The 19,426-nt window shown below is 60.7% G+C and carries 19 protein-coding genes; 16 read left to right on the plus strand and 3 right to left on the minus strand.

The window, feature by feature from the left end:
- Nucleotides 1–209: 209 nt before the first annotated feature.
- Together cysE and cysK are read right to left on the minus strand one after the other, a co-directional pair.
- Nucleotides 210–806: a serine O-acetyltransferase gene (gene cysE, locus F8O05_RS06760; RefSeq protein WP_158051990.1), complete on the minus strand. Its 597-nt coding sequence runs from the start codon at nt 804–806 to the stop codon at nt 210–212.
- A 30-nt stretch (nt 807–836) separates the two neighbouring features.
- On the minus strand, nt 837–1,775 hold the full coding sequence (cysK, locus tag F8O05_RS06765; protein ID WP_158051991.1) for a cysteine synthase A: 939 nt from the start codon (nt 1,773–1,775) through the stop codon (nt 837–839).
- A 234-nt stretch (nt 1,776–2,009) separates the two neighbouring features.
- Here cysK and prmC point away from each other — a divergent pair, with 234 nt between their 5' ends.
- The 16 genes from prmC to F8O05_RS06845 all read left to right on the plus strand — a co-directional run bounded on the left by prmC (nt 2,010) and on the right by F8O05_RS06845 (nt 18,379).
- Complete coding sequence (prmC, locus tag F8O05_RS06770) at nt 2,010–2,894, plus strand: peptide chain release factor N(5)-glutamine methyltransferase (protein ID WP_192497070.1); 885 nt, start codon at nt 2,010–2,012, stop codon at nt 2,892–2,894.
- A gap of 12 nt (nt 2,895–2,906) precedes the next feature.
- Nucleotides 2,907–3,584 carry an L-threonylcarbamoyladenylate synthase gene (locus F8O05_RS06775; RefSeq protein ID WP_158051993.1) on the plus strand — a complete coding sequence of 226 codons (678 nt, stop codon included), beginning with the start codon at nt 2,907–2,909 and terminating at the stop codon, nt 3,582–3,584.
- The gene (locus F8O05_RS06780) at nt 3,585–4,856 is read left to right on the plus strand and encodes an MraY family glycosyltransferase (protein WP_225735784.1); all 1,272 of its coding nucleotides are present in this window, start codon (nt 3,585–3,587) and stop codon (nt 4,854–4,856) included.
- Nucleotides 4,856–5,302 carry a hypothetical protein gene (locus F8O05_RS06785; RefSeq protein ID WP_158051994.1) on the plus strand — a complete coding sequence of 149 codons (447 nt, stop codon included), beginning with the start codon at nt 4,856–4,858 and terminating at the stop codon, nt 5,300–5,302. The genes F8O05_RS06780 and F8O05_RS06785 overlap by 1 nt, the downstream gene beginning before the upstream one ends.
- A gap of 201 nt (nt 5,303–5,503) precedes the next feature.
- The gene (gene atpB / locus F8O05_RS06790) at nt 5,504–6,298 is read left to right on the plus strand and encodes a F0F1 ATP synthase subunit A (protein ID WP_158051995.1); all 795 of its coding nucleotides are present in this window, start codon (nt 5,504–5,506) and stop codon (nt 6,296–6,298) included.
- Nucleotides 6,299–6,397: 99 nt separating this feature from the next.
- Nucleotides 6,398–6,628 carry an ATP synthase F0 subunit C gene (gene atpE / locus F8O05_RS06795; protein ID WP_158051996.1) on the plus strand — a complete coding sequence of 77 codons (231 nt, stop codon included), beginning with the start codon at nt 6,398–6,400 and terminating at the stop codon, nt 6,626–6,628.
- A 16-nt stretch (nt 6,629–6,644) separates the two neighbouring features.
- Nucleotides 6,645–7,223 carry a F0F1 ATP synthase subunit B gene (locus tag F8O05_RS06800; RefSeq protein WP_158051997.1) on the plus strand — a complete coding sequence of 193 codons (579 nt, stop codon included), beginning with the start codon at nt 6,645–6,647 and terminating at the stop codon, nt 7,221–7,223.
- Nucleotides 7,223–8,014 (plus strand): F0F1 ATP synthase subunit delta, encoded by a 792-nt coding sequence (locus tag F8O05_RS06805; protein WP_158051998.1) that lies wholly within the window; start codon nt 7,223–7,225, stop codon nt 8,012–8,014. Before F8O05_RS06800 ends, F8O05_RS06805 begins: the two co-directional genes overlap by 1 nt.
- A 47-nt stretch (nt 8,015–8,061) precedes the next feature.
- Nucleotides 8,062–9,702, plus strand: coding sequence for a F0F1 ATP synthase subunit alpha (gene atpA / locus F8O05_RS06810; protein ID WP_158051999.1), 1,641 nt, complete (start codon nt 8,062–8,064; stop codon nt 9,700–9,702).
- 41 nt (nt 9,703–9,743) lie between these two features.
- Nucleotides 9,744–10,640, plus strand: a complete 897-nt coding sequence (locus F8O05_RS06815; protein WP_158052000.1) for a F0F1 ATP synthase subunit gamma — start codon at nt 9,744–9,746, stop codon at nt 10,638–10,640.
- Between the two features lie 31 nt (nt 10,641–10,671).
- Nucleotides 10,672–12,138, plus strand: coding sequence for a F0F1 ATP synthase subunit beta (atpD, locus tag F8O05_RS06820; protein WP_192497071.1), 1,467 nt, complete (start codon nt 10,672–10,674; stop codon nt 12,136–12,138).
- The gene (locus tag F8O05_RS06825; protein WP_404811359.1) at nt 12,138–12,425 is read left to right on the plus strand and encodes a F0F1 ATP synthase subunit epsilon; all 288 of its coding nucleotides are present in this window, start codon (nt 12,138–12,140) and stop codon (nt 12,423–12,425) included. Before atpD ends, F8O05_RS06825 begins: the two co-directional genes overlap by 1 nt.
- Nucleotides 12,422–13,204, plus strand: coding sequence for a YaaA family protein (locus tag F8O05_RS06830; protein WP_158052001.1), 783 nt, complete (start codon nt 12,422–12,424; stop codon nt 13,202–13,204). Before F8O05_RS06825 ends, F8O05_RS06830 begins: the two co-directional genes overlap by 4 nt.
- A gap of 168 nt (nt 13,205–13,372) precedes the next feature.
- Nucleotides 13,373–14,308 carry a DUF5684 domain-containing protein gene (locus F8O05_RS14765; protein ID WP_192497072.1) on the plus strand — a complete coding sequence of 312 codons (936 nt, stop codon included), beginning with the start codon at nt 13,373–13,375 and terminating at the stop codon, nt 14,306–14,308.
- Nucleotides 14,309–14,405: 97 nt separating this feature from the next.
- A complete protein-coding gene (locus F8O05_RS06840) occupies nt 14,406–15,500 on the plus strand; it encodes a DUF4192 family protein (protein ID WP_158052002.1) in 1,095 nt (364 codons plus the stop codon).
- Nucleotides 15,497–18,379 (plus strand): FtsK/SpoIIIE domain-containing protein, encoded by a 2,883-nt coding sequence (locus tag F8O05_RS06845; protein WP_158052003.1) that lies wholly within the window; start codon nt 15,497–15,499, stop codon nt 18,377–18,379. Before F8O05_RS06840 ends, F8O05_RS06845 begins: the two co-directional genes overlap by 4 nt.
- Here F8O05_RS06845 and F8O05_RS06850 read toward each other — a convergent pair.
- Nucleotides 18,363–19,379: an asparaginase gene (locus F8O05_RS06850; RefSeq protein ID WP_158052004.1), complete on the minus strand. Its 1,017-nt coding sequence runs from the start codon at nt 19,377–19,379 to the stop codon at nt 18,363–18,365. The genes F8O05_RS06845 and F8O05_RS06850 overlap by 17 nt on opposite strands.
- Nucleotides 19,380–19,426: the final 47 nt, after the last annotated feature.

Here is a 19,426-nt window from a genome sequence, read left to right on the forward strand (position 1 = left end):
ACGGACTCTCGAGCGTTTTTTCGCCGCGTCACCCACGACGCGATGCCGCGATATCGTCCCCGGTAACCTCACTGACCCGGGCACCAGCTTCGCCGAGCCGTGGTCTTTGCACCGAGCCGTGCCGTTTAAACAGCTCGGCTCGGTGCAAACGGCACGGCTCGACGCCCGCAAAGCCCGGCTGGGGGCTGTTGCTGGCCGGGTGGGTGCAGCTAGATGATCCAGTCGCCGGGTTCGTGTGCGAGTTGCGGCGCGCGGCTGCGAGCACGTGCGGGAACACCGGTGAGGATGGAGTTCGGGGGAGCGGATTTGGTGACGACCGAGTTTGCGCCAACGCTGGAGTCGGAACCGATCTCGATCGGCCCGAGCAGCTTCGCGCCCGCACCAATCATCACCCGATCGCCGATCGTGGGGTGCCGCTTCACTTTCTTAGTGGAGACCCCGCCGAGAGTGACCCCGTGGTAGATCAGCACGTCATCGCCAACCTCTGCGGTTTCGCCGATCACGACACCCATGCCGTGATCAATGAATAGCCGTCGGCCGATTTGGGCGCCAGGGTGAATCTCGATCCCGGTAAGGAAACGAGTGAACTGCGAGACGCTGCGGCCGAGCAGCTTACGGTTACGCACCCACAGGGCGCGGGCAATCCGATACCCCCAGACCGCGTGGAGCCCCGAATAGTTCAGGACAATAGAGATCTTGGACAGTGCCGCGGGATCACCCTTGCGCACCGCGTAGATGTCCTCCCGAATCGTTCGGAAGAAAGCATCCACGCGGTGGCGGGGGCGATACGTTTGCGAATTGACCATGTGGCTATTCTGCCTGATCAGCGGAGGTGCTTAGCCCTCACGGATGTCATCAAACAGAACACTGGAGAGGTAACGCTCGCCGGTGTCGGGAACGATCACGACAATGTTCTTGCCCGCGTTCTCGGGACGGTTAGCAACTTCGAGTGCTGCCCAGACGTTCGCACCGGCGGAGATACCCGAGAAAATCCCCTCCTGCTTGGTGAGTTCCTTCGATACTCGCAGTGAGTCATCCAGCGTGACATCGATGACCTCATCGATGATGCCCTGGTCGAGAATCTCCGGAATGAAGTTGGCGCCGAGGCCCTGAATCTTGTGGCCACCGGCACGACCTTCGGTGAGCAGCGGCGAGTCAATCGGCTCAACCGCGACGATCTTCACCTCGGGCTTGTGTGCCCGAAGCGCCTGACCCGCACCGGTGATCGTGCCACCGGTACCGATTCCGGCCACGAAAATGTCAACCTTGCCGTCGGTGTCGGCCCAGATCTCTTCACCGGTGGTTTCGCGGTGAATCTCGACATTGGCCTGGTTTTCAAACTGGCTGGCAAGAATGGAATTCTCGGTCGCGGCCTGAATCTCCTGTGCCTTCTGGACCGCTCCGCGCATCCCATCAGCCCCAGGAGTGAGCACGAGCTCGGCACCGAATGCCTTCATCAGTGCGCGACGCTCGAGCGACATCGTCTCGGGCATCGCGATGATGACCTTGTAACCACGAGCCGCCCCAATCGCGGCAAGCGCGATTCCGGTATTGCCGGAGGTGCCTTCCACGATCGTGCCGCCAGCCTTCAGCTCGCCCGAACGCTCAGCCGCGCGAACAACACCCCAGGCGAGGCGGTCCTTCACACTTGCCGTGGGGTTGTTGAACTCGAGCTTTGCGTAGACGTTCGCATTGGACTCGTTGACGCGGTTGAGTCGTACCAGCGGGGTTCCACCAATAACGTCGGTGATGTCGTTATAAATCTTCTCGGCCATTTCTGCCTTTCTTGCAGCACGTGTGTCTTGCGGCGCCAGTGCCATAAATTGGCAACCTCAGCCACAACCGAACAAGAATAAAGTTAGTCGCCACGCCCTCCATAACCATTGAGAAACCAGGGGATCTGTAACACTCGGTCATGTGGCCGGGTATCTGCAGCACTCTGCGCAAGCATCAATACTCTGCGCAAACATCAGTGCCACTGACAAACCATGCCGGGGGAATCCATGGATATGACGCAACTTAGAAGCCAGGTACGCGAGGAACTCGCGTTTTCGGGCTTTGAGCATCCCAATCGTGAGGCCGATCTCTTGCTCTCTGCAATCCTGCAGCGGAGCCTCGGTGATATCGAACTTGACCACCTCATGGGGCGAGACCTCGCGAGCGAAGACATTAACCGAGTCCTCCGGGCCACACGTAGCCGCGCACGACGTGAACCGCTGCAACATCTCGCCGGTACCGCCCCCTGCTATGGCTACGATTTTCAGGTCGGACCTGGAGTGTTCGTGCCCCGCCCCGAGACTGAATTGCTGATTGATTTTGGCCTGAATTTTTTGCGCGGCAGGGAATGGCAAGCTTCGCAGCAGCAGGCGGATGCTCCGCTGGTGGCTGATCTTGGCGCCGGCTCGGGTGCTATCGCGGTGTCGATCGCAGCATCCCTGCCGGATGCGCGGGTGATCGCATACGAAGGCTCACCATTCGCGCTGCCGTGGCTGGTGCGGAATATTCGTTCCCTGGCACCCCAGGTGCGGGTGGAATATGGTGACTGGCATGAGCGCATCCATGCCGATTCGACGAGGCGCTTCACCGCAATCCTCTCGAACCCGCCCTATGTGCCCGCCGGGGACATTCCCGCAGACCCGGAAGTGCGCCTTTTCGACCCCGAAATGGCCTTGTACTCGGGCTCCGACGGCTTGGATGATATTCGCCGGATCGCACAAACCGCGGCGCAGTTACTGCTGCCGGGTGGGCTCGTTGCGGTGGAACACACCGAGTCGCAGGGCAGTGCGGTGCGAGAAATCTTCAGCGAAGCGGGCCTTATCGAGGCCAGCACCGAACGCGATCTCACTGACCGGGACCGATTTAGCTGGGCACGGTATCCCGCACTTCCGGCTTAGAATGTGAAGGTTATGGCAGATATCTATCAGTTGTCCGCGCCAAGCGAGTTGCTCGCGGGGATGCGTGAAGCGCAGCGGGCACTCGGCCTCGGCGAGGTGATCGTGATTCCTACCGATACGGTGTACGGGATCGCGGCCGACGCCTTCAAACCAGCGGCCGTGCAAGCGCTCTTGGATGCAAAGGGTCGCACGCGGCAGTCTCCGCCACCGGTACTCGTGGGGAGTGTAGCCACCATTGACGCGCTGGCTTCGGAAGTGCCGGAGATTGTCCGGGAGCTGCTCGCCAAATACGCGCCGGGACCACTGACCGTCATTTTGCCCGCCCAGCCGAGCCTGAGCTGGGATCTGGGGGATACCCACGGTACGGTCGCACTCCGGGTACCAGACCATCCGCTCACCCTGGAACTGCTGCAGTCAACCGGGCCACTGGCAGTGTCCAGCGCGAACAAACACGGCGAACCTGCTCCGTCGAACGTTTCGGATGCGGTGGCCCAACTCGGTGCGGATGTGAATATCTTCTTGGATGCGGGGGAGGTTGGCGGAGCGCCCTCCACGATTCTCGACGCTACCGGGCTCACCATTCACGACAGTCCGATCCCAGCTCGAATCGTTCGCCAGGGGGCACTCTCGCGTGAGGCGATTGCCGAGGTCCTGGGAGAACTGCTCGAACCTGAAGAATTGGCGAGCTAGTTGCGCTTTCTCGGCCTGATCATCATCGTCGCAGCAGCCGTAAGTTTCGCCCTCTGCGCGGTGGTCTACCGACTCGCAATGCACTACAAGTGGTACCCACAGGTACGTGCCCGCGATGTGCACCGTACCCCGAAACCCCGTCTGGGTGGGATCGCGATGTTTATCGGATTCCTCGTGGCCCTTGCCGTGGCTTCCCAAATCAGCTGGTTCGACATCGTCTATGCGTCGCCCACGCGTGTCTTGGGGGTCATTGGTGCGGCAGCACTCATCGTGATCGTCGGTGTCATCGATGATTTTGTTGATCTCGACTGGATGGTCAAGCTCGCCGCGCAAATGGTCGCAGGTCTCGTCTTGGCGTTTTCGGGAGTCGCGATCACTTCCCTTCCCATTGGTGGCATCACCGTGGCCTCGCAGTGGATGAGTATTGCTTTCACCGTGCTCGCCGTGGTGCTGGTGATGAACGCGGTGAACTTTATCGACGGACTCGATGGACTCGTCGCGGGTATCGCGATCATCGGTAATGGGGTCTTCCTCGTCTATACCTTCTTCTTAAGCGAATCGATGCAAACCAGCCGCTTCTCGCTGGCCGCACTCATATCCGCGATTGTGGTCGGCATTTGCGTGGGCTTTCTGCCGTGGAATTGGAATCCCTCGAAAATGTTCATGGGGGATGGGGGAGCGCTGCTCGTCGGGCTCCTGATGGCCACCTCCACCATTGCGGTGACCGGTGAGGTCGACCCCAGCCTCATCAGTAAGGATGCGCTCTTCCCCGCATTCCTCCCGCTCGTGCTGCCCTTTGCGGTACTGATCGTGCCCCTGGTCGATTTCACGCTCGCGATTGTGCGCAGGCTTTCCGCGGGCAAGTCACCGTTTTCTGCGGATCGAAAGCATCTCCACCACCGGCTCCTTGACATGGGGCATACGCAACGTCGCGCGGTGCTGCTGTTTTACGGTTGGGCGATTGTCATTGGCGTTGGGGCGCTGCTGACCTTTACGATCCAGCCCATCTGGATCGCCGTGCTCTTTGTGACCTTGGGCATGATTATCTGTACGGTATTTACCGTGGCGCCACTCTCGCAGCGGAAACGACTCGAGACGCAGGCGCAGCGATCGCCCTACGGCGATGACGATGACCAATTCGATCCGCTCGACCGACTCGGTCTCGAGCAGTCAGATAAGGTTCGCGCGAACCATCCCGCCCCCGTTGCACTCGGCAAACGCATTCGCAAACTCACGCAACGGCCGCCGCGACCCCCGAAAGAGGAGCAGTAATGTCCACTGATAATTCCGTGCCTTCGAGCGTGCCAATCATGCACACTGTGCTCCGCTGGTCAATCATTCTGACCGTTGCGGTTGCCCTGGTGGGCGGTCTCGTGGGCTGGTTCGTGGCTGGCTGGTCCGGTGTGTGGTCCGCAGTGATCGCTGCTGCGGTCGTGCTGCTATTTACCGCGGTCACGGCGATTTCGATTATCTTTGCCGCGAAAATGCCGAGCACGTATTTCATGGCCGTGATTTTGGGTGCCTGGTTGCTCAAACTCATTGCCTTCATCGGTGTGCTCGCCATCGTGCGTGCGTTTGACTTCACCCACGATTGGATGCTTTGGGGCACGATGCTCGCGGCACTCGTCGGCGCCCTTGCCATTGACGTCGTCGTAGTCCTGCGTTCACGACAGCCTTATGTCAGTGATATTGAGCTCCCCGGTCCGGAAACAAAGTAACGCAAGGCCCGTTCCTGGCAAATTTTCGTGACCCAACCTTGCCCAGATCGTCATGAACCTGGAAATTTCTTGATAGGCTGATGAGGTTGGCAGTTACAAATCTGTGATCGCCACACTGCACCGTCACATGCCGCGCATCCATGAATTTTTTGGTGCGCCTCGAGACAGGAGATTCCCCTGATTCCCACAGCCCTGAATCTGTTGACGGGTATCGCGGTCACCGCCGGTGGCGAGTTCCACGCACCGAATGTGGATGAGGAGTACTTCCCTCCCGCGCTGTTATTTGACGGCACTCCTTTTGAGATCAACCGAATCATCATGGTTCGTCTCATTGCCGTCGCAGTACTGATGCTGATCTTCTGGATCGCACTCCGGAAGCCGAAGGTGGTGCCGGGCAAGCTGCAGTCACTCGTCGAAATGGGAGTCGGCTTCGTTCGTGACGGCATCGTGTACGACATGCTCGGCGAGCGTATCGGCAAGAAGTACCTGCCGTACATCCTGATGGTGTTCTTCGGTGTGCTCTTCATGAACATCACCGGTATTGTCCCGTTGCTGAACGTGTCGGGTAACGCCATTATCGGTATGCCCATCGTTCTCGCAGTCGTGACCTACATTGCCTTCATCTACGCGGGCTTCCGTGAAGTTGGTGGCGCGAAGTTCCTGAAGAACGCGCTGTTCCCCTCGGGAGTGCCTTGGGTGATGTACATCCTGCTCACTCCGATTGAGCTCGTGAACACGTTCATCGTCCGCCCCGTATCGCTGGCACTTCGACTCTTCCTGAACATGATGGTGGGTCACCTGCTGCTGGTGCTGACGTTCTCGGCGACCTGGTTCTTCTTCGGCCTGCTCAATGTATGGAGCGCAATGGGCATCATCACCCTCGCGGGTGGCTTCTTCATGACGCTCATCGAGATCCTCGTGTCGGTCCTGCAGGCCTACGTATTTGCACTGCTCACGACCAGCTACATCCAGCTCTCGGTTGCGGAAGAACACTAGTTCCGCGCTCGAGTTAATAGACCAACCTCGATACTCAATTACCTCAAACGACGATTTCCGCTGACCTGGCGGTAATCGCCCAACCGGAAGGAAACCCCTGTGGACACCACCACATTCGCCGAAGTAAGCGGCAACATCGCAACCATCGGTTACGGCCTCGCTGCAATCGGCCCCGGCATCGGCATCGGCATCGTTGCTGGCAAGACGGTCGAAGGTATGGCTCGTCAGCCCGAGATGGCAGGTCGCCTCCAGACCACGATGTTCCTTGGTATCGCATTTACCGAGGTGCTCGCGTTCATCGGTATCGCGACCCCGTTCATCTTCGGTTAGTTAGGCACTTCCACCAATGAGCATCATTAACAACGGACCCGCAGTACTCGCTGCGGAAACCGACAGCAACAGCTTTGGCTGGGACCCCAGCCTGCTTGTTCCCGCGGTGTACGACATCGTGTGGTCGCTTGTTGTGTTCGTGGTGCTCCTGCTGTTCTTCTGGAAGTTCGTCCTTCCGCAGCTGAACAAAATCCTTGAAGAGCGCGCCTCCAAGATTGAAGGCGGCATCGAGCAGGCAGCGGCCGTACAGGCCGAGGCTGACGCACGCAAGGAAGAATACGAGCAGCTGCTGGCCGAGGCCCGCACTGAAGCCGCAGAGATTCGCGAAAAGGCACGCGCCGAAGGTGAATCGATCAAGGCTGAGAAGAAGCAGGAGACCCAGAACGAGCTCGACCGCATGACGAAGGCTGCCAAGGACCAGATCGAGGCGGAGCGCCAGTCGGCGATCGTCTCACTGCGTCAGGAAGTCGGCTCGCTTGCGCTTGACCTCGCTTCGGGCGTTGTCGGCGAAAGCTTGAACGACGACCAGCGTTCCAACGTCTATGTCGACCGCTTCCTTACCGAGCTCGACCAGAAGGCGGGGACGAACCGATAATGCGTAGCGCGACACAGCACGCACTTGCCGCGGTAAAGCGGGAGATTGACACGGTCACTCAGATCGACGCCGATTCGGTGCGCGGTCTCTTTGGTGTGGTCGATACCCTCGCTGAATCAAAGCCATTGGCGTCGGCGCTTGTCGAACGGGGGGCAACCCCCGAGTCGAAGCGCACTCTGGTTGAGCGCGTGTTTGGATCGCAGCCGGGTGGCGCAGCCGTCCGAATTCTCGCGACTGTGGCAGCACAGAAATGGGATTCGGCCGAAGAGTTGATTCAAGTCACTCAGGAAGCTGCGATCCGCGCGCTCGCTCAGGCCACCGGCAACCACGAACAGCTCGGTACCGAGCTGGACGCCTTCCTTGACACCGTGCTTTCGAACGGCGACCTCGAGCTTTCGCTCGGGACGCGCCTGCAGGCTGCGGACACCAAGGTTGCGCTGGTGAACCGCCTCTTCGGCCAGCGACTGAGCGTCGACACGATGCGCCTTCTGGCCTCGCTCTTCACCCACTCGGGTGGACGCCGTACGCGCCGTCTCGTGAGCTGGGCTCGTCAGATCGTGGCTGACCAGGCTAACCGCTCGGTTGCCGTGGTAACCGTGGCGCGTGCGCTCGGCGACCAGCAACTGGCTCGCCTCAAGGCGGGGCTCACTGCTCGCTTCGGGCGCGAAGTTGCGGTCAACCAGATCATCGATCCAGCCGTAATCGGTGGCATGCGCATTGAGTTCGGTGACGTCGTTATCGACGACACCGCGGCGGCTCGCCTCCACGACCTTCGCCTGCAGCTCGCATAGCTGCGCACGTGAACTTCGGGGCTCAGCCCCAACGACAAGGGAAGAACATGTCAGAACTTACGATTAATCCGGACGAGATCCGCGATGCTCTTTCGAGCTTCGCGAGCTCGTACCGTCCGCAGGGTGCGTCGGCCACCGAAGTCGGTACGGTAATCAGCGCCGCCGACGGTATCGCCCGTATCGAGGGTCTGCCCTCGACCATGGCTAACGAGCTCATCAAATTCGAGGACGGCACCCTCGGTCTCGCGCAGAACCTTGACGAGGACGAGATTGGTGCCATCGTGCTCGGCCCCTTCGCCGGCATTGTGGAGGGTATGACCGTTACCCGCACCGGTGAAGTTCTCTCGGTTCCCGTGGGTGAGGGCTACCTCGGCCGCGTGGTAAACCCGCTGGGTGAGCCCATCGATGGCCTCGGCGAGATCACCGGCATTGAAGGCCGTCGTGCCCTCGAGCTCCAGGCCCCCGGCGTGATGGACCGTAAGTCGGTTCACGAGCCGATGGAAACCGGTATCAAGGCAATCGACGCGATGATCCCCGTTGGCCGTGGCCAGCGTCAGCTCATCATCGGTGACCGCCAGACCGGTAAGACCGCAATCGCGATCGACACCATCATCAACCAGAAGGCTAACTGGGAGTCGGGTGACCCCACGAAGCAGGTGCGCTGCATCTACGTTGCCATCGGTCAGAAGGGTTCGACCGTTGCCGCCGTTCGTGGCGCCCTTGAAGAAGCAGGTGCCCTCGAGTACACCACCATCGTGGCCTCGCCGGCATCTGACCCTGCTGGCTTCAAGTACCTCTCGGCATACACCGGTTCGGCCATCGGCCAGCACTGGATGTACGGCGGCAAGCACGTCCTCATCATCTTCGATGACCTGTCCAAGCAGGCCGAGGCATACCGTGCCGTTTCGCTCCTGCTGCGTCGCCCGCCGGGCCGTGAGGCCTACCCCGGTGACGTGTTCTACCTCCACTCGCGTCTGCTCGAGCGCTGCGCAAAGCTCTCGGATGAGCGCGGTGCGGGTTCGATGACCGGTCTGCCAGTCATCGAAACCAAGGCAAACGACGTGTCGGCATACATCCCGACCAACGTGATTTCGATCACCGACGGTCAGATCTTCCTCCAGTCGGACCTCTTCCTCGCGAACCAGCGCCCCGCCGTTGACGTGGGTATTTCGGTCTCGCGTGTTGGTGGTTCGGCACAGCAGAAGCACATCAAGAAGGTCTCCGGTACCTTGAAGCTCGAGCTCGCGCAGTACCGCGACCTCGCTGCCTTCGCGATGTTCGCTTCGGACCTCGACGCCGCCACCAAGCGTCAGCTTGAGCGCGGTGCTCGCCTTACCGAACTGCTGCGTCAGAAGAACTACAACCCGATGCCGATCGAAAAGCAGGTCGTTTCGATCTGGGCCGGTACCAACGGCAAGATCGACAACGTTCCGGTTGAAGACGTGCTCCGCTACGAAGCGGAACTTCACGACTACCTCGCTCGCAACACCTCCGTACTCGACGACCTTCGCACCAGCGGCAAGCTGGAGCCTGAAGTGCTCTCGGCAATGGAGACCGGTATCGACGAGTTCTCGAAGACGTTCCAGCTCTCCGACGGTAAGCCTCTCTACTCGGTAGGTCGCGAAGAGTTCGACGCGATCGCTGAAGAGGACGTCGAGCAAGAGCAGATCGTCCGGGGCAAGCGCTAAGCCGCGCGCACCTGACGAGAGACTAGAGGTACAGGAGAACCATGGGATCACAGCTTCGCGAATATCGCGCGCGGATTAAGTCTGCGCAGACGATGCAGAAGGTAACGAGCGCCATGGAGCTGATTGCAACCTCGCGCATTGCAAAGGCACGCGCGCGGATGGAGGCTTCAAACCCCTACAGCCGCGCCGTGACGCAGGCAGTTTCGGCAGCCGCGACTCACTCGGCGACCATCGAGCACCCGCTCCTTACGGAGCCGGAGAAGGTTCGCCGAGCGGCAGTCGTGCTGTTCACCAGTGACCGCGGTCTCAACGGTGCGTTCTCACAGAACGTACTCAAAGAGACCGAGGAGCTGACCAAGCTGCTGCGCGAGCAGGGTAAGGAAGTTGTGTACTACCTCGTCGGCCGTAAGGCCGTCGGGTACTTCACCTTCCGTGACCGCGGCTTCGAAAAGGAGTGGACCGGCTCGACTGAGCAGCCGGTATTCACCACCGCGAAGGAAATCGGCACCACGCTCGTGGAACGCTTCACGACCCCCTATGAAGAGGGCGGCGTGGAGGAGATCCACATCATCTACAACCGCTTCAAGAACATGGTGGTGCAGGATGCGACAGTCGTTCGTATGCTCCCGCTAGAGGTAGTCGACGGCGTGGAAGAACCCTCGGACGACGAGATTCTTCCGCTCTACGAGTTCGAACCGGATGCGGATTCGGTGCTTGACGCACTGCTTCCGATCTACATCGAATCGCGACTCTTTAACGCCATGCTGCACTCGGCTGCTTCTGAGCAGGCAGCCCGTCAGCGCGCGATGAAGGCGGCGTCTGACAACGCACAAGAACTGGTTAACGACTACACCCGACTGGCGAACAACGCGCGCCAGGCCGAGATTACGCAGCAGATCAGTGAAATCGTGAGCGGCGCGGACGCGCTCGCTTCCTAACCCGCGCTGAACACGAAGAAAAGGAACGCAAATGACGACGAACGCGACGTTCGATCAGCAGGCGGAGATTAAGCCCGCCGCTGTCGGTCGCATCGCGCGTGTCACGGGCCCGGTGGTTGACATCGAGTTCCCGCACGACGCAATGCCCGGCATTTATAACGCACTCAAGACCGACGTTTCGATGGGTGAAGAGAGCTTCGAGCTCACCCTCGAGGTCGCTCAGCACCTCGGCGACGACCTCGTTCGCGCCATCGCGATGAAGCCGACTGACGGTCTGGTCCGTGGCCAGGAAGTTCGCGACACCGGTGAGCCCATCTCGGTTCCCGTTGGTGACGTGACCAAGGGCAAGGTCTTCGACGTGACCGGTAAGGTCCTCAACGAGTCGATGCTCACCGAGCCTTACGAGATCACCGAGCGCTGGCCCATCCACCGCGAGCCGCCGGCCTTCGACCAGCTTGAGTCGAAGACCGAAATGTTCGAGACCGGTATCAAGGTCATCGACCTGTTGACCCCCTACGTACAGGGTGGAAAGATCGGTCTGTTTGGTGGTGCCGGTGTTGGTAAGACGGTGCTCATCCAGGAGATGATCACCCGTGTTGCCCAGGACCACGGTGGTGTGTCGGTATTCGCCGGTGTGGGTGAGCGTACCCGTGAGGGTAACGACCTGATCTTCGAAATGGAAGAATCGGGCGTTCTCGAGAACACCGCACTGGTCTTCGGCCAGATGGACGAGCCGCCGGGGACCCGTCTGCGCATCGCGCTGACCGGCCTCACGATGGCTGAGTACTTCCGTGATGTGCAGAAGCAGGACGTGCTCCTGTTCATCGACAACATCTTCCGCTTCACGCAGGCCGGTTCCGAGGTTTCGACCCTGCTGGGTCGTATGCCTTCGGCTGTGGGTTACCAGCCCAACCTGGCCGACGAGATGGGTATCCTCCAGGAGCGCATTACGTCGACGCGCGGTCACTCGATCACCTCGATGCAGGCGATCTACGTTCCCGCTGACGACTACACCGACCCCGCTCCGGCGACCACCTTCGCCCACCTCGACGCAACCACCGAGCTCTCGCGTGCGATCGCTTCGCGTGGTCTGTACCCGGCCGTGGACCCGCTCGCTTCGACGAGCCGCATCCTCGACCCGCAGTACGTCGGTGAGGACCACTACCGCGTGGCCACCACGGTGAAGGAGATCCTGCAGAAGAACAAGGAACTCCAGGAGATCATCGCGATCCTTGGTGTTGACGAGCTCTCGGAAGAGGACAAGATCACGGTTGCTCGCGCACGCCGTATCCAGCAGTACCTCTCGCAGAACACCTACACCGCGCTGCAGTTCACCGGTGTTGAGGGTTCGACCGTGCCCGTCAAGGAGACCGTCGAAGCCTTCGACGCGATCACCAAGGGTGAGTTCGACCACATTCCCGAGCAGTGCTTCTTCAACGTCGGCCCGATCGACGACGTGCTCGAGGCATACGCCAAGCTCCAGAAGGAACTCGGTTAGTGTCAAACGCAGAGAGCTTTGGTGTACCAATGCTGAACGTCAACGTGGTCAACGCCACCGAACAGGTGTGGGAAGGCAAAGCCAAAGAGGTTATTGCCTACACCACCGAGGGCTCGATCGGTATCCGCCCCGGCCACACACCCGTTCTGGCAACCCTCGCGGTTGGTGAGGTTCGGGTCATTACCGAAGAAGGCAAGACGATTTCGGCTACCGCCGAGAACGGCTTCCTCTCGGTCTCGAATGACCTGGTAACCGTGATCGCTGGCGAGGCTGTCGTTACGGCGTGAGTGAAAAACTCCTAATTCTGTTGCCGCCATCCGAAACAAAAACGGATGGCGGCAACAGTTTGTTTCCCAGTGCATCCAGATGGAGCGAACTCGACCCCATCCGTGAGGAGATCACTCGCGATCTCGTCACGCTCTCACAGTCCAACGAAGCTGCTGCGGCAAAGGCCCTGAAGATTTCCGCGAAGCTCGCAGAAATTGAGCTCACGCGGAACCAACAACTGCTCGACGCTCCACCGCTCAAAGCCGCGGTAGAGCGATATACCGGAGTGCTCTACGACGCCCTTGACGCCGCATCCCTCACCCAAGTGCAGCGGCAGTGGCTTGAGGAACACGTGGCTATCCACTCGGCGCTCTACGGGCTCGTGGGGGCTGGGGACGGCATCGCGGCCTATCGACTCTCACACAATTCGAAGCTTGCCGGCGAGAGCCTCAAAGCGCGCTGGCGGGATGCGATTTCGGATGCGCTGGCCGAGCATCCCGGGCCGATTCTCGATTTGCGTTCCAAAGGGTATGTCGACCTGGGGCCGCTGCCGGAGTCGGTACGCGGGGCCTGGGGGAACGTTGCCGAGCGTCAACCCGACGGCTCGCTCCGTTCGCTGAACCACTTCAATAAGCAGGCCAAGGGTCAGTTCGTGCGTTTATTGGCGCAACGCTTAGCCGGTACCGCCAATGAACCGCTCACGCTCGAAGCGCTTTCCGCCGTCGTGGCCCCCGAATTTGAGGTGTACCGAGATCAGGAAGCCACGGTCAATATCGTCAGACATCATCCGCAAGCATGACACGAGTTAGATACCCGGTCGTGAATCCACGTGATTGAGGCAATATAACCTGGTGAACTCACGGTAAATCAAGGCCCGTGGGCGGCTGTTCGGGCTAGTCTAAGTGTGAAATCTGGTCGGCCTATCTGGCCGTCTCCGACGAATCGAAAGGCACGGTAGGTACCTCTCATGTCGTACTCGTCCGACGAATCCGTATACGGGTTCTTATTTGCGTACATCGGGTTCGCGCTCATCTTTGCATTGCTGTTTTATGCGATCTCGGCATTCTTCCTCATGAAGATGTTCGAGAAGATGGGGATCGAATCATGGAAGGCCTGGGTTCCGGTCTTCAACAATTGGGTCTTCCTCGAAGCCGGTGGCTATCCGGGTTGGATTATCCTGCTCAACTTTGCGGGTTTCATTCCGTTCATTGGTTGGATCGGTGGCATTGTTGCGCTGGTCTTCCTGGTGATGGCGGCGTACCGCATTGGTATCGGTTTCGGTAAGAGCGGCGCTTGGGCGGTTCTCTATTTCTTCCTGAGCCTCGTGTGGATGGGTATCCTCGCCTTCGACAGCTCGAAGTGGCGCGGTCTTCCTGACGGCGCACGTCCCGGACCGACTGCAGCGGGTGCAGCAGTAGGCGTGGCACCGTACTCGGCCTCGGGTTACCAGGCGCCGCAGCAGGGCTACGCCTCGCAGGGTTACCAGGCTCCCGGCCAGCAGCCCGGTGGGTACCAGGCGCCCGGTCAGCAGGGTGGTTACCAGGCTCCGGGTCAGTCGCAGGGTTACCAGGCACCGGGTCAGTCGCAGGGTTACCAGGCACCGGGTCAGCAGTCGGGCGGCTACCAGGCTCCTGGTCAGCAGGGTGGTTACCAGGCTCCGGGTCAGCAGTCGGGCGGCTACCAGGCTCCTGGTCAGCAGGGTGGTTACCAGGCTCCGGGTCAGCAGTCGGGCGGCTACCAGGCTCCCGGCCAGCAGTCGAGCGGTTACCAGGCTCCGGGGCAGTCGGGCCAGACCGGTCAGGCAGCTGGCTCGGGTGACGCGGGAACCCAATCGGGGGAATCAAACAACCCCTACGGTTCGAATAACCCCTACGGCAACAGCTCTGACGGATCGAATAACTAAGCCATAGTTCTCCACATTTGGGGGTAACTCGGCAGTTGTCCACAGAGTACGAGGGCAGGTGAGCAAGTCGCTCACCTGCCCTCGTACTGTGTGCGGCATGAACCAGACAAAACGAATCCGCTCAGCCCTCGATATTCTCAATACAGTTCCAGAGATGGTCGGCTATCTGCCACAGAACTCTCTCGTGATTCTGCCGCTGACCAACGGCCACGGTCGGGCCTGCATCCGGATGGATTTGCCGGCGCGTGAGTCCAGCGTGGGGGTAGAGGAATACACCCTGCACGTCCTCCGGCAGGTGATGCAGCTTCCAGACGCCAATGAGGTGTTTCTGGTGGTCTATTCTGACGCCAATATTGAGGACTCGAACGTTCCGTTCGCTGATCTACAATATGCCGTGTGTGAGGGACTCGACCACTTCGGCATCCGCATCAAAGGTGTGCTTACCCGCGCGGCAAATGGCTGGTCTTCGCTCGACGGCGGTCACAGCGGTCCACTCGAAGAATTGCAGTCGGCGGCACAGGCCCGCGTCCCTGCGAGTTTCGAGGAATTTGCCGCCATTGCACCCGCAAACGAAATCGCGCAAGACAATCTGGCCTTCGCCCTGCAGCAATTTGAGCTGCTTGGTTTGGAGCTCGATTTGCCCACGGCCATTTTTGCCTGGGAGAAAATGCTTGCCTTTCGAACACAACTCGAGCCGGAAAGCCTGCTTGCCAATCAGGCAATTTTGGCTGCCACTCTTCGGGAGGACTTGCTGACCGAATGTCTGCTGGCGCACGCGGCCTATGGGACAGACGTGTCCGAGGAACTTGAGCGAGTGTGGCGGGCATTGGATGCGGATGAAGAGCAAGAGGTTGATGGCCTGATCACAGATCGGCTCGAAACCGAACCGGTTGACTTGCCGCGGGTTACCGAGGGAATCGCCTTGCTGCGGGAACTGATCGGCGCCTTCCCCGAATCCGAACTGGCGAACGGCTACGCGGCCCTGGCCTGGCTGGAGTGGGCGCGCGGCTCGAGTTCCCTCGCGAGTCACTTTGCCCGCGGCGCCCTCACACGAGATCAATCGCATCCGCTCGCGTTGGCGGTATCTCTGGCAGCTGACGGTGGGGTGAGCCCGGGATGGATCCGGCAGGTGGGCGTTACCGGTGGGTTCACCGAAGAAGACTTTGAGGAACTCCTGGGAGCTGGCCAGTGACGCTCTTAGCCGAAGCTCCCGCGGATCAGGAAGAGCCGGCAGTTCAACTGCCTTCGCTTCCCGACGAACCACCGCCGAATGGTTTCCCGGTATTGATGACCGTGGCTCCCGTGGTGGTATCGCTCATTCTCTTCGCACTGCTGCGAACACCCTACGTCCTCATGTTCGCGATCCTAGGTCCGGTGCTGGGAACCGCCAATGTCATCGATCAGCGTCTTGGTCGCAAACGGCGCAGAAAACGCGCACAGGCACAGTTCGAGGAAGATGCTGCCAAGGCACGAGTAGAAATCGCCCGTGCACACCGACGAATCCTGGCACGAAAGCGAGCCGCGCATCCGCTCGCAATTGACCTGGCCAATGGAGCCCGGCGAGTTGAACCGGGAATCGTCGTGGGTACAACCATTGCCAAGAGCGGGTTGCGCCTCGACGGTGCCGGTTCCGACGCGCAAAGTCGTGAACTGGCCGAACTGGCAAGTCGACTCCACGGGGTGCCGATCACGGTTGAGGGACGCGGCATCTGTGTTTCAGGTCCGCGAGTGGAGGTTACGGGAGCGCTGCGCGCGCTAGTGGTGCAATTGCTGACTGAGAACCCAGCCGCGCTCATCAGCATCACCGGAGAGCGATCGCAGACCGTGGTGGTGGAATTGCAAAGAGCGGGTATGAGGCTCGTCAAACCCGAGCTGGCAGAGATCTATATTTGTGCGCACAGTGCCAGCGCTGAGGCAAAGGCCTCCTGCGCGGCAGACGATGAAGCAATCGGAATTGCGATTGAGACCGGTGGTAGCGCCGTGCTCACGGAAAGCTCGGGCCGCGTTACAAAGATCATCGCCGACTCCTTGGGCGCAGCCATGCTGCTGAGTTGGCTCCCCAATGTCGTTGCGGCTCAACGAGCTCGCGCTAACTCGACGGGCACTCTCCCCATCGCTTGCGACCTCGGTGACCTCACTCCCGCAACCGAGGGTCAACTCGCCGCGCATTTTCTGCTGGCAACCGAGGGACCATGCCGTATCGATTTGGTCGGCGACGGGCCACATGCGCTGATCGGTGGCACAACCGGCAGCGGCAAGAGCGAGCTATTGATTGCCTGGACCGCGGCGCTGGCGAGTAGCTATACGAGTGACGAATGCAATCTGCTGTGCATCGACTTCAAGGGCGGCGCGACCTTCGACGCTGTTACCGCGCTGCCACACTGTGTCGGCGTTGTCACGGACCTCGACGATGACGAAGCCTTGCGCGTCGGTGCGAGTCTGCGCGCGGAAATGCGGCGACGTGAATTCGCCCTGCGAGATCTGCGCGTCCGCGACATCGCCGACCTCAAGCCGGGTATCTTGCCCCGGCTGGTTGTGATGGTGGATGAATTCCAGGCACTGCTTGAAGCGCATCCTGATCTGCAGGATGTGTTCGGTGACTTGGGTGCTCGGGGACGCAGTCTCGGTATCCACCTGGTGCTGTGCACACAAAGGCCAACGGGAGCATTCCGCGAGAGCCTATTGGCGAACGCCGCGATTCGCATTTGCCTGCGAGTAGAGCAACCGAGCGACTCGATGACGCTCTTGGGCTGTGCGGACGGCTCAAAGATTGACCGAGAACTTCGCGGACGGGCATTGGTAACGCTAGGGAATGACCCCGCGGTGGAAGTGCAAGGGGCCATCGCCCGTCCCGAACTGATCGCAGAGCTGGCGAAACGGGAGCAGACGAGGCGTCAAACAGACGCGCTTCAGCCCGTGCGAAAGCCCTGGCTGCCAGCGCTCCCGGAGGAACTTCCGATTGCGAACATTTCGGAGTTGGGACGTCCGCAGACCATCCCGTTTGCGCTTGGCGACCTCCCCGAAAAACAGCAGCAACCCATTGTGAGCCTCGAGCGGCCCGGGCAGCACATCTTCGTCATCGGCATGGCGGAGAGCGGTAAATCCACCGTGATCGAGACCATCGGTGAGGCGGCGCTGGCTCGGGGAATCCGCGTGTGTACCATTGGTGGTCACGGGGTAGAGCACGCCTGGGACAGCCTGGAATCCTTGCTGCGCACGCCGCCTCGGGAATGGACCGTGGTTCTCCTCGACGATCTCGATCTTCTCGAACAACAGCTTGATGAGGAACACCGCGCAGAATGGGTCGATCGCCTGCAGCGGTTGCTCCGAACCGGCACGAGACTGAATCTCAGCGCGGTCCTGACCGCGCGACGAAGTTCTGGATCGTTGCAGAGGATACGGAGCCTGTGTGACGACACGCTCTACCTTGCAGCACCCTCCCGACAGGAGTGGATCTTGCAGGGCGCAGACGCCTCCGACTGGGCGGACCACCTACCACCGGGACGGGGACGTCTTGGCAAGTTGTTGATTCAGGTGGCAAAAACGACCGGCAGCAGCGGCGCGGGGAGCGGGGATTCCGCGCACAGCAGGGAACCGGTGGCCGGGGACTCAGTGATGGGGGTCCCGGTGACCGGTAGTCTCGCGGACACTCAATGGCAGCCCTTCCGAGTACCCGCAGCGGGACTTGTGGTGACCGGCCGACGCCTTGCACCAGTACGGCAGGCACTCATGGCGCTCGGGTACTCCGTCGGCGCGGTGCCGAGTGCCGCCGCAGTGCGCAGCGGCGAACTCGAGCTGGAACTCGGCGGGACGGTCATCTTGGGCGACACGGACCAGTGGAATGCGGCATACGGCACGCTTCCGAAATTTGCCGAACACGTGCCGGTACTGCTGGTTGGCGTGACGCCAGGGGAGTGGCGCAGCACATTCCGGGGTGATCCGCTGTACCCCGCCCTCGAAGAGCCCTTCAACCGTGCGCTATTACGCCTACCGAACGGTGCCGTCGAGCGGGTCGAATTGCTCGACGGCAGCCCAGTTCGCGTACAGACCTGCGCTAGGAGCGCTCGATGATGCTGGGGATGTCCGAACCGAGCATGATTGCACCAACCGGTTGGCCGCCACCGAGCACGCTGAGTCCAAGTTTCGGGAGGACGGCTTCTGCGGCAGCGGGGGCTATGGACCCCGCCGCGACGAGCAGCTGCAGGCCGGGCAGCACATTGGCGCGGGTTGAACCATCGAGAGACTTGATGGCAACCGACGTGCCATCGGGCGCAACCAACACGAGCACACCCTCGGCACCGGTCTTTGCGAGCACACCGAGCTCTTCAATCACCACCGTATCGGGTCGGTTGTGGCCAGCAATCGTCCAGGGGTGTCGCAGGGTTGCCTGCCAGATCTTCGCGGCATTGCGGAAGATTCCAAAGGGTGACGAGGCTTGCGATGTGGCGAACCGAGACATCGCTCGGGCAAGCCCGGTGAGCGATACCGCATGAATCGGTGCGCCGCAGCCATCCACAGAGTTGATGCTCACCTGTTCACCGGCAAAGCGGGCCAGCGTGTCGCGGACGAGCTTCTGCAGCGGATGGTCAACACCGAGATAGTTCTCAATGGGCCAGCCGGCCGCGGTGCACGCGGCGAGAAACCCGGCGTGTTTGCCAGAGCATTCCATAAAAATTCTTGCGCTGGGTTCCCCGGAGCGGATGAGTGAGTCGCGGGATGCTCGGTCGGCTGGCCACGCTGCGGGACACTGCAGTGCCGACTCATCGAGCCCGGCTCGCCCAAGAATGTCACGGACCAGCGCGATGTGGAGGGGAGTGCCGACGTGGGAGGCACAGGCGATCCCGAGGTGCTCGCCGTCGAGCGGGGCGCCAGCCTCGAGCGAGGCCAGGGCCTGAATGAATTTCAGCGTTGAGCGAGGGAAGATCGGGGCACGCACATCGCCAAGCGCGAGGAGCGTCTCGCCCTCAGCATCCACGACCGCCGCTGAACCGACGTGACGTGATTCAACGAACCCGCCGCGCGAAACAACGGCAAGCTCTACCGAATCCTTACCCAAGAATGTGCCGGCCACTACTACCTCCGCGTGAATGGAAACAACTTAGCCATGCTACGCCGTCT

This window comes from Gulosibacter chungangensis, from assembly GCF_008831155.1.
Classification (GTDB): domain Bacteria; phylum Actinomycetota; class Actinomycetes; order Actinomycetales; family Microbacteriaceae; genus Gulosibacter; species Gulosibacter chungangensis.

Excerpts from the sequence above, each read along its gene's own strand:
- cysE (WP_158051990.1), bottom strand. The coding sequence starts at position 806 with ATGGTCAATTCGCAAACGTATCGCCCCCGCCACCGCGTGGATGCTTTC.
- cysK (WP_158051991.1), bottom strand. The coding sequence starts at position 1,775 with ATGGCCGAGAAGATTTATAACGACATCACCGACGTTATTGGTGGAACC.
- prmC (WP_192497070.1), top strand. The coding sequence starts at position 2,010 with ATGACGCAACTTAGAAGCCAGGTACGCGAGGAACTCGCGTTTTCGGGC.
- F8O05_RS06775 (WP_158051993.1), top strand. The coding sequence starts at position 2,907 with ATGGCAGATATCTATCAGTTGTCCGCGCCAAGCGAGTTGCTCGCGGGG.
- F8O05_RS06785 (WP_158051994.1), top strand. The coding sequence starts at position 4,856 with ATGTCCACTGATAATTCCGTGCCTTCGAGCGTGCCAATCATGCACACT.
- F8O05_RS06800 (WP_158051997.1), top strand. The coding sequence starts at position 6,645 with ATGAGCATCATTAACAACGGACCCGCAGTACTCGCTGCGGAAACCGAC.
- F8O05_RS06805 (WP_158051998.1), top strand. The coding sequence starts at position 7,223 with ATGCGTAGCGCGACACAGCACGCACTTGCCGCGGTAAAGCGGGAGATT.
- atpA (WP_158051999.1), top strand. The coding sequence starts at position 8,062 with ATGTCAGAACTTACGATTAATCCGGACGAGATCCGCGATGCTCTTTCG.
- F8O05_RS06815 (WP_158052000.1), top strand. The coding sequence starts at position 9,744 with ATGGGATCACAGCTTCGCGAATATCGCGCGCGGATTAAGTCTGCGCAG.
- atpD (WP_192497071.1), top strand. The coding sequence starts at position 10,672 with ATGACGACGAACGCGACGTTCGATCAGCAGGCGGAGATTAAGCCCGCC.
- F8O05_RS14765 (WP_192497072.1), top strand. The coding sequence starts at position 13,373 with ATGTCGTACTCGTCCGACGAATCCGTATACGGGTTCTTATTTGCGTAC.
- F8O05_RS06840 (WP_158052002.1), top strand. The coding sequence starts at position 14,406 with ATGAACCAGACAAAACGAATCCGCTCAGCCCTCGATATTCTCAATACA.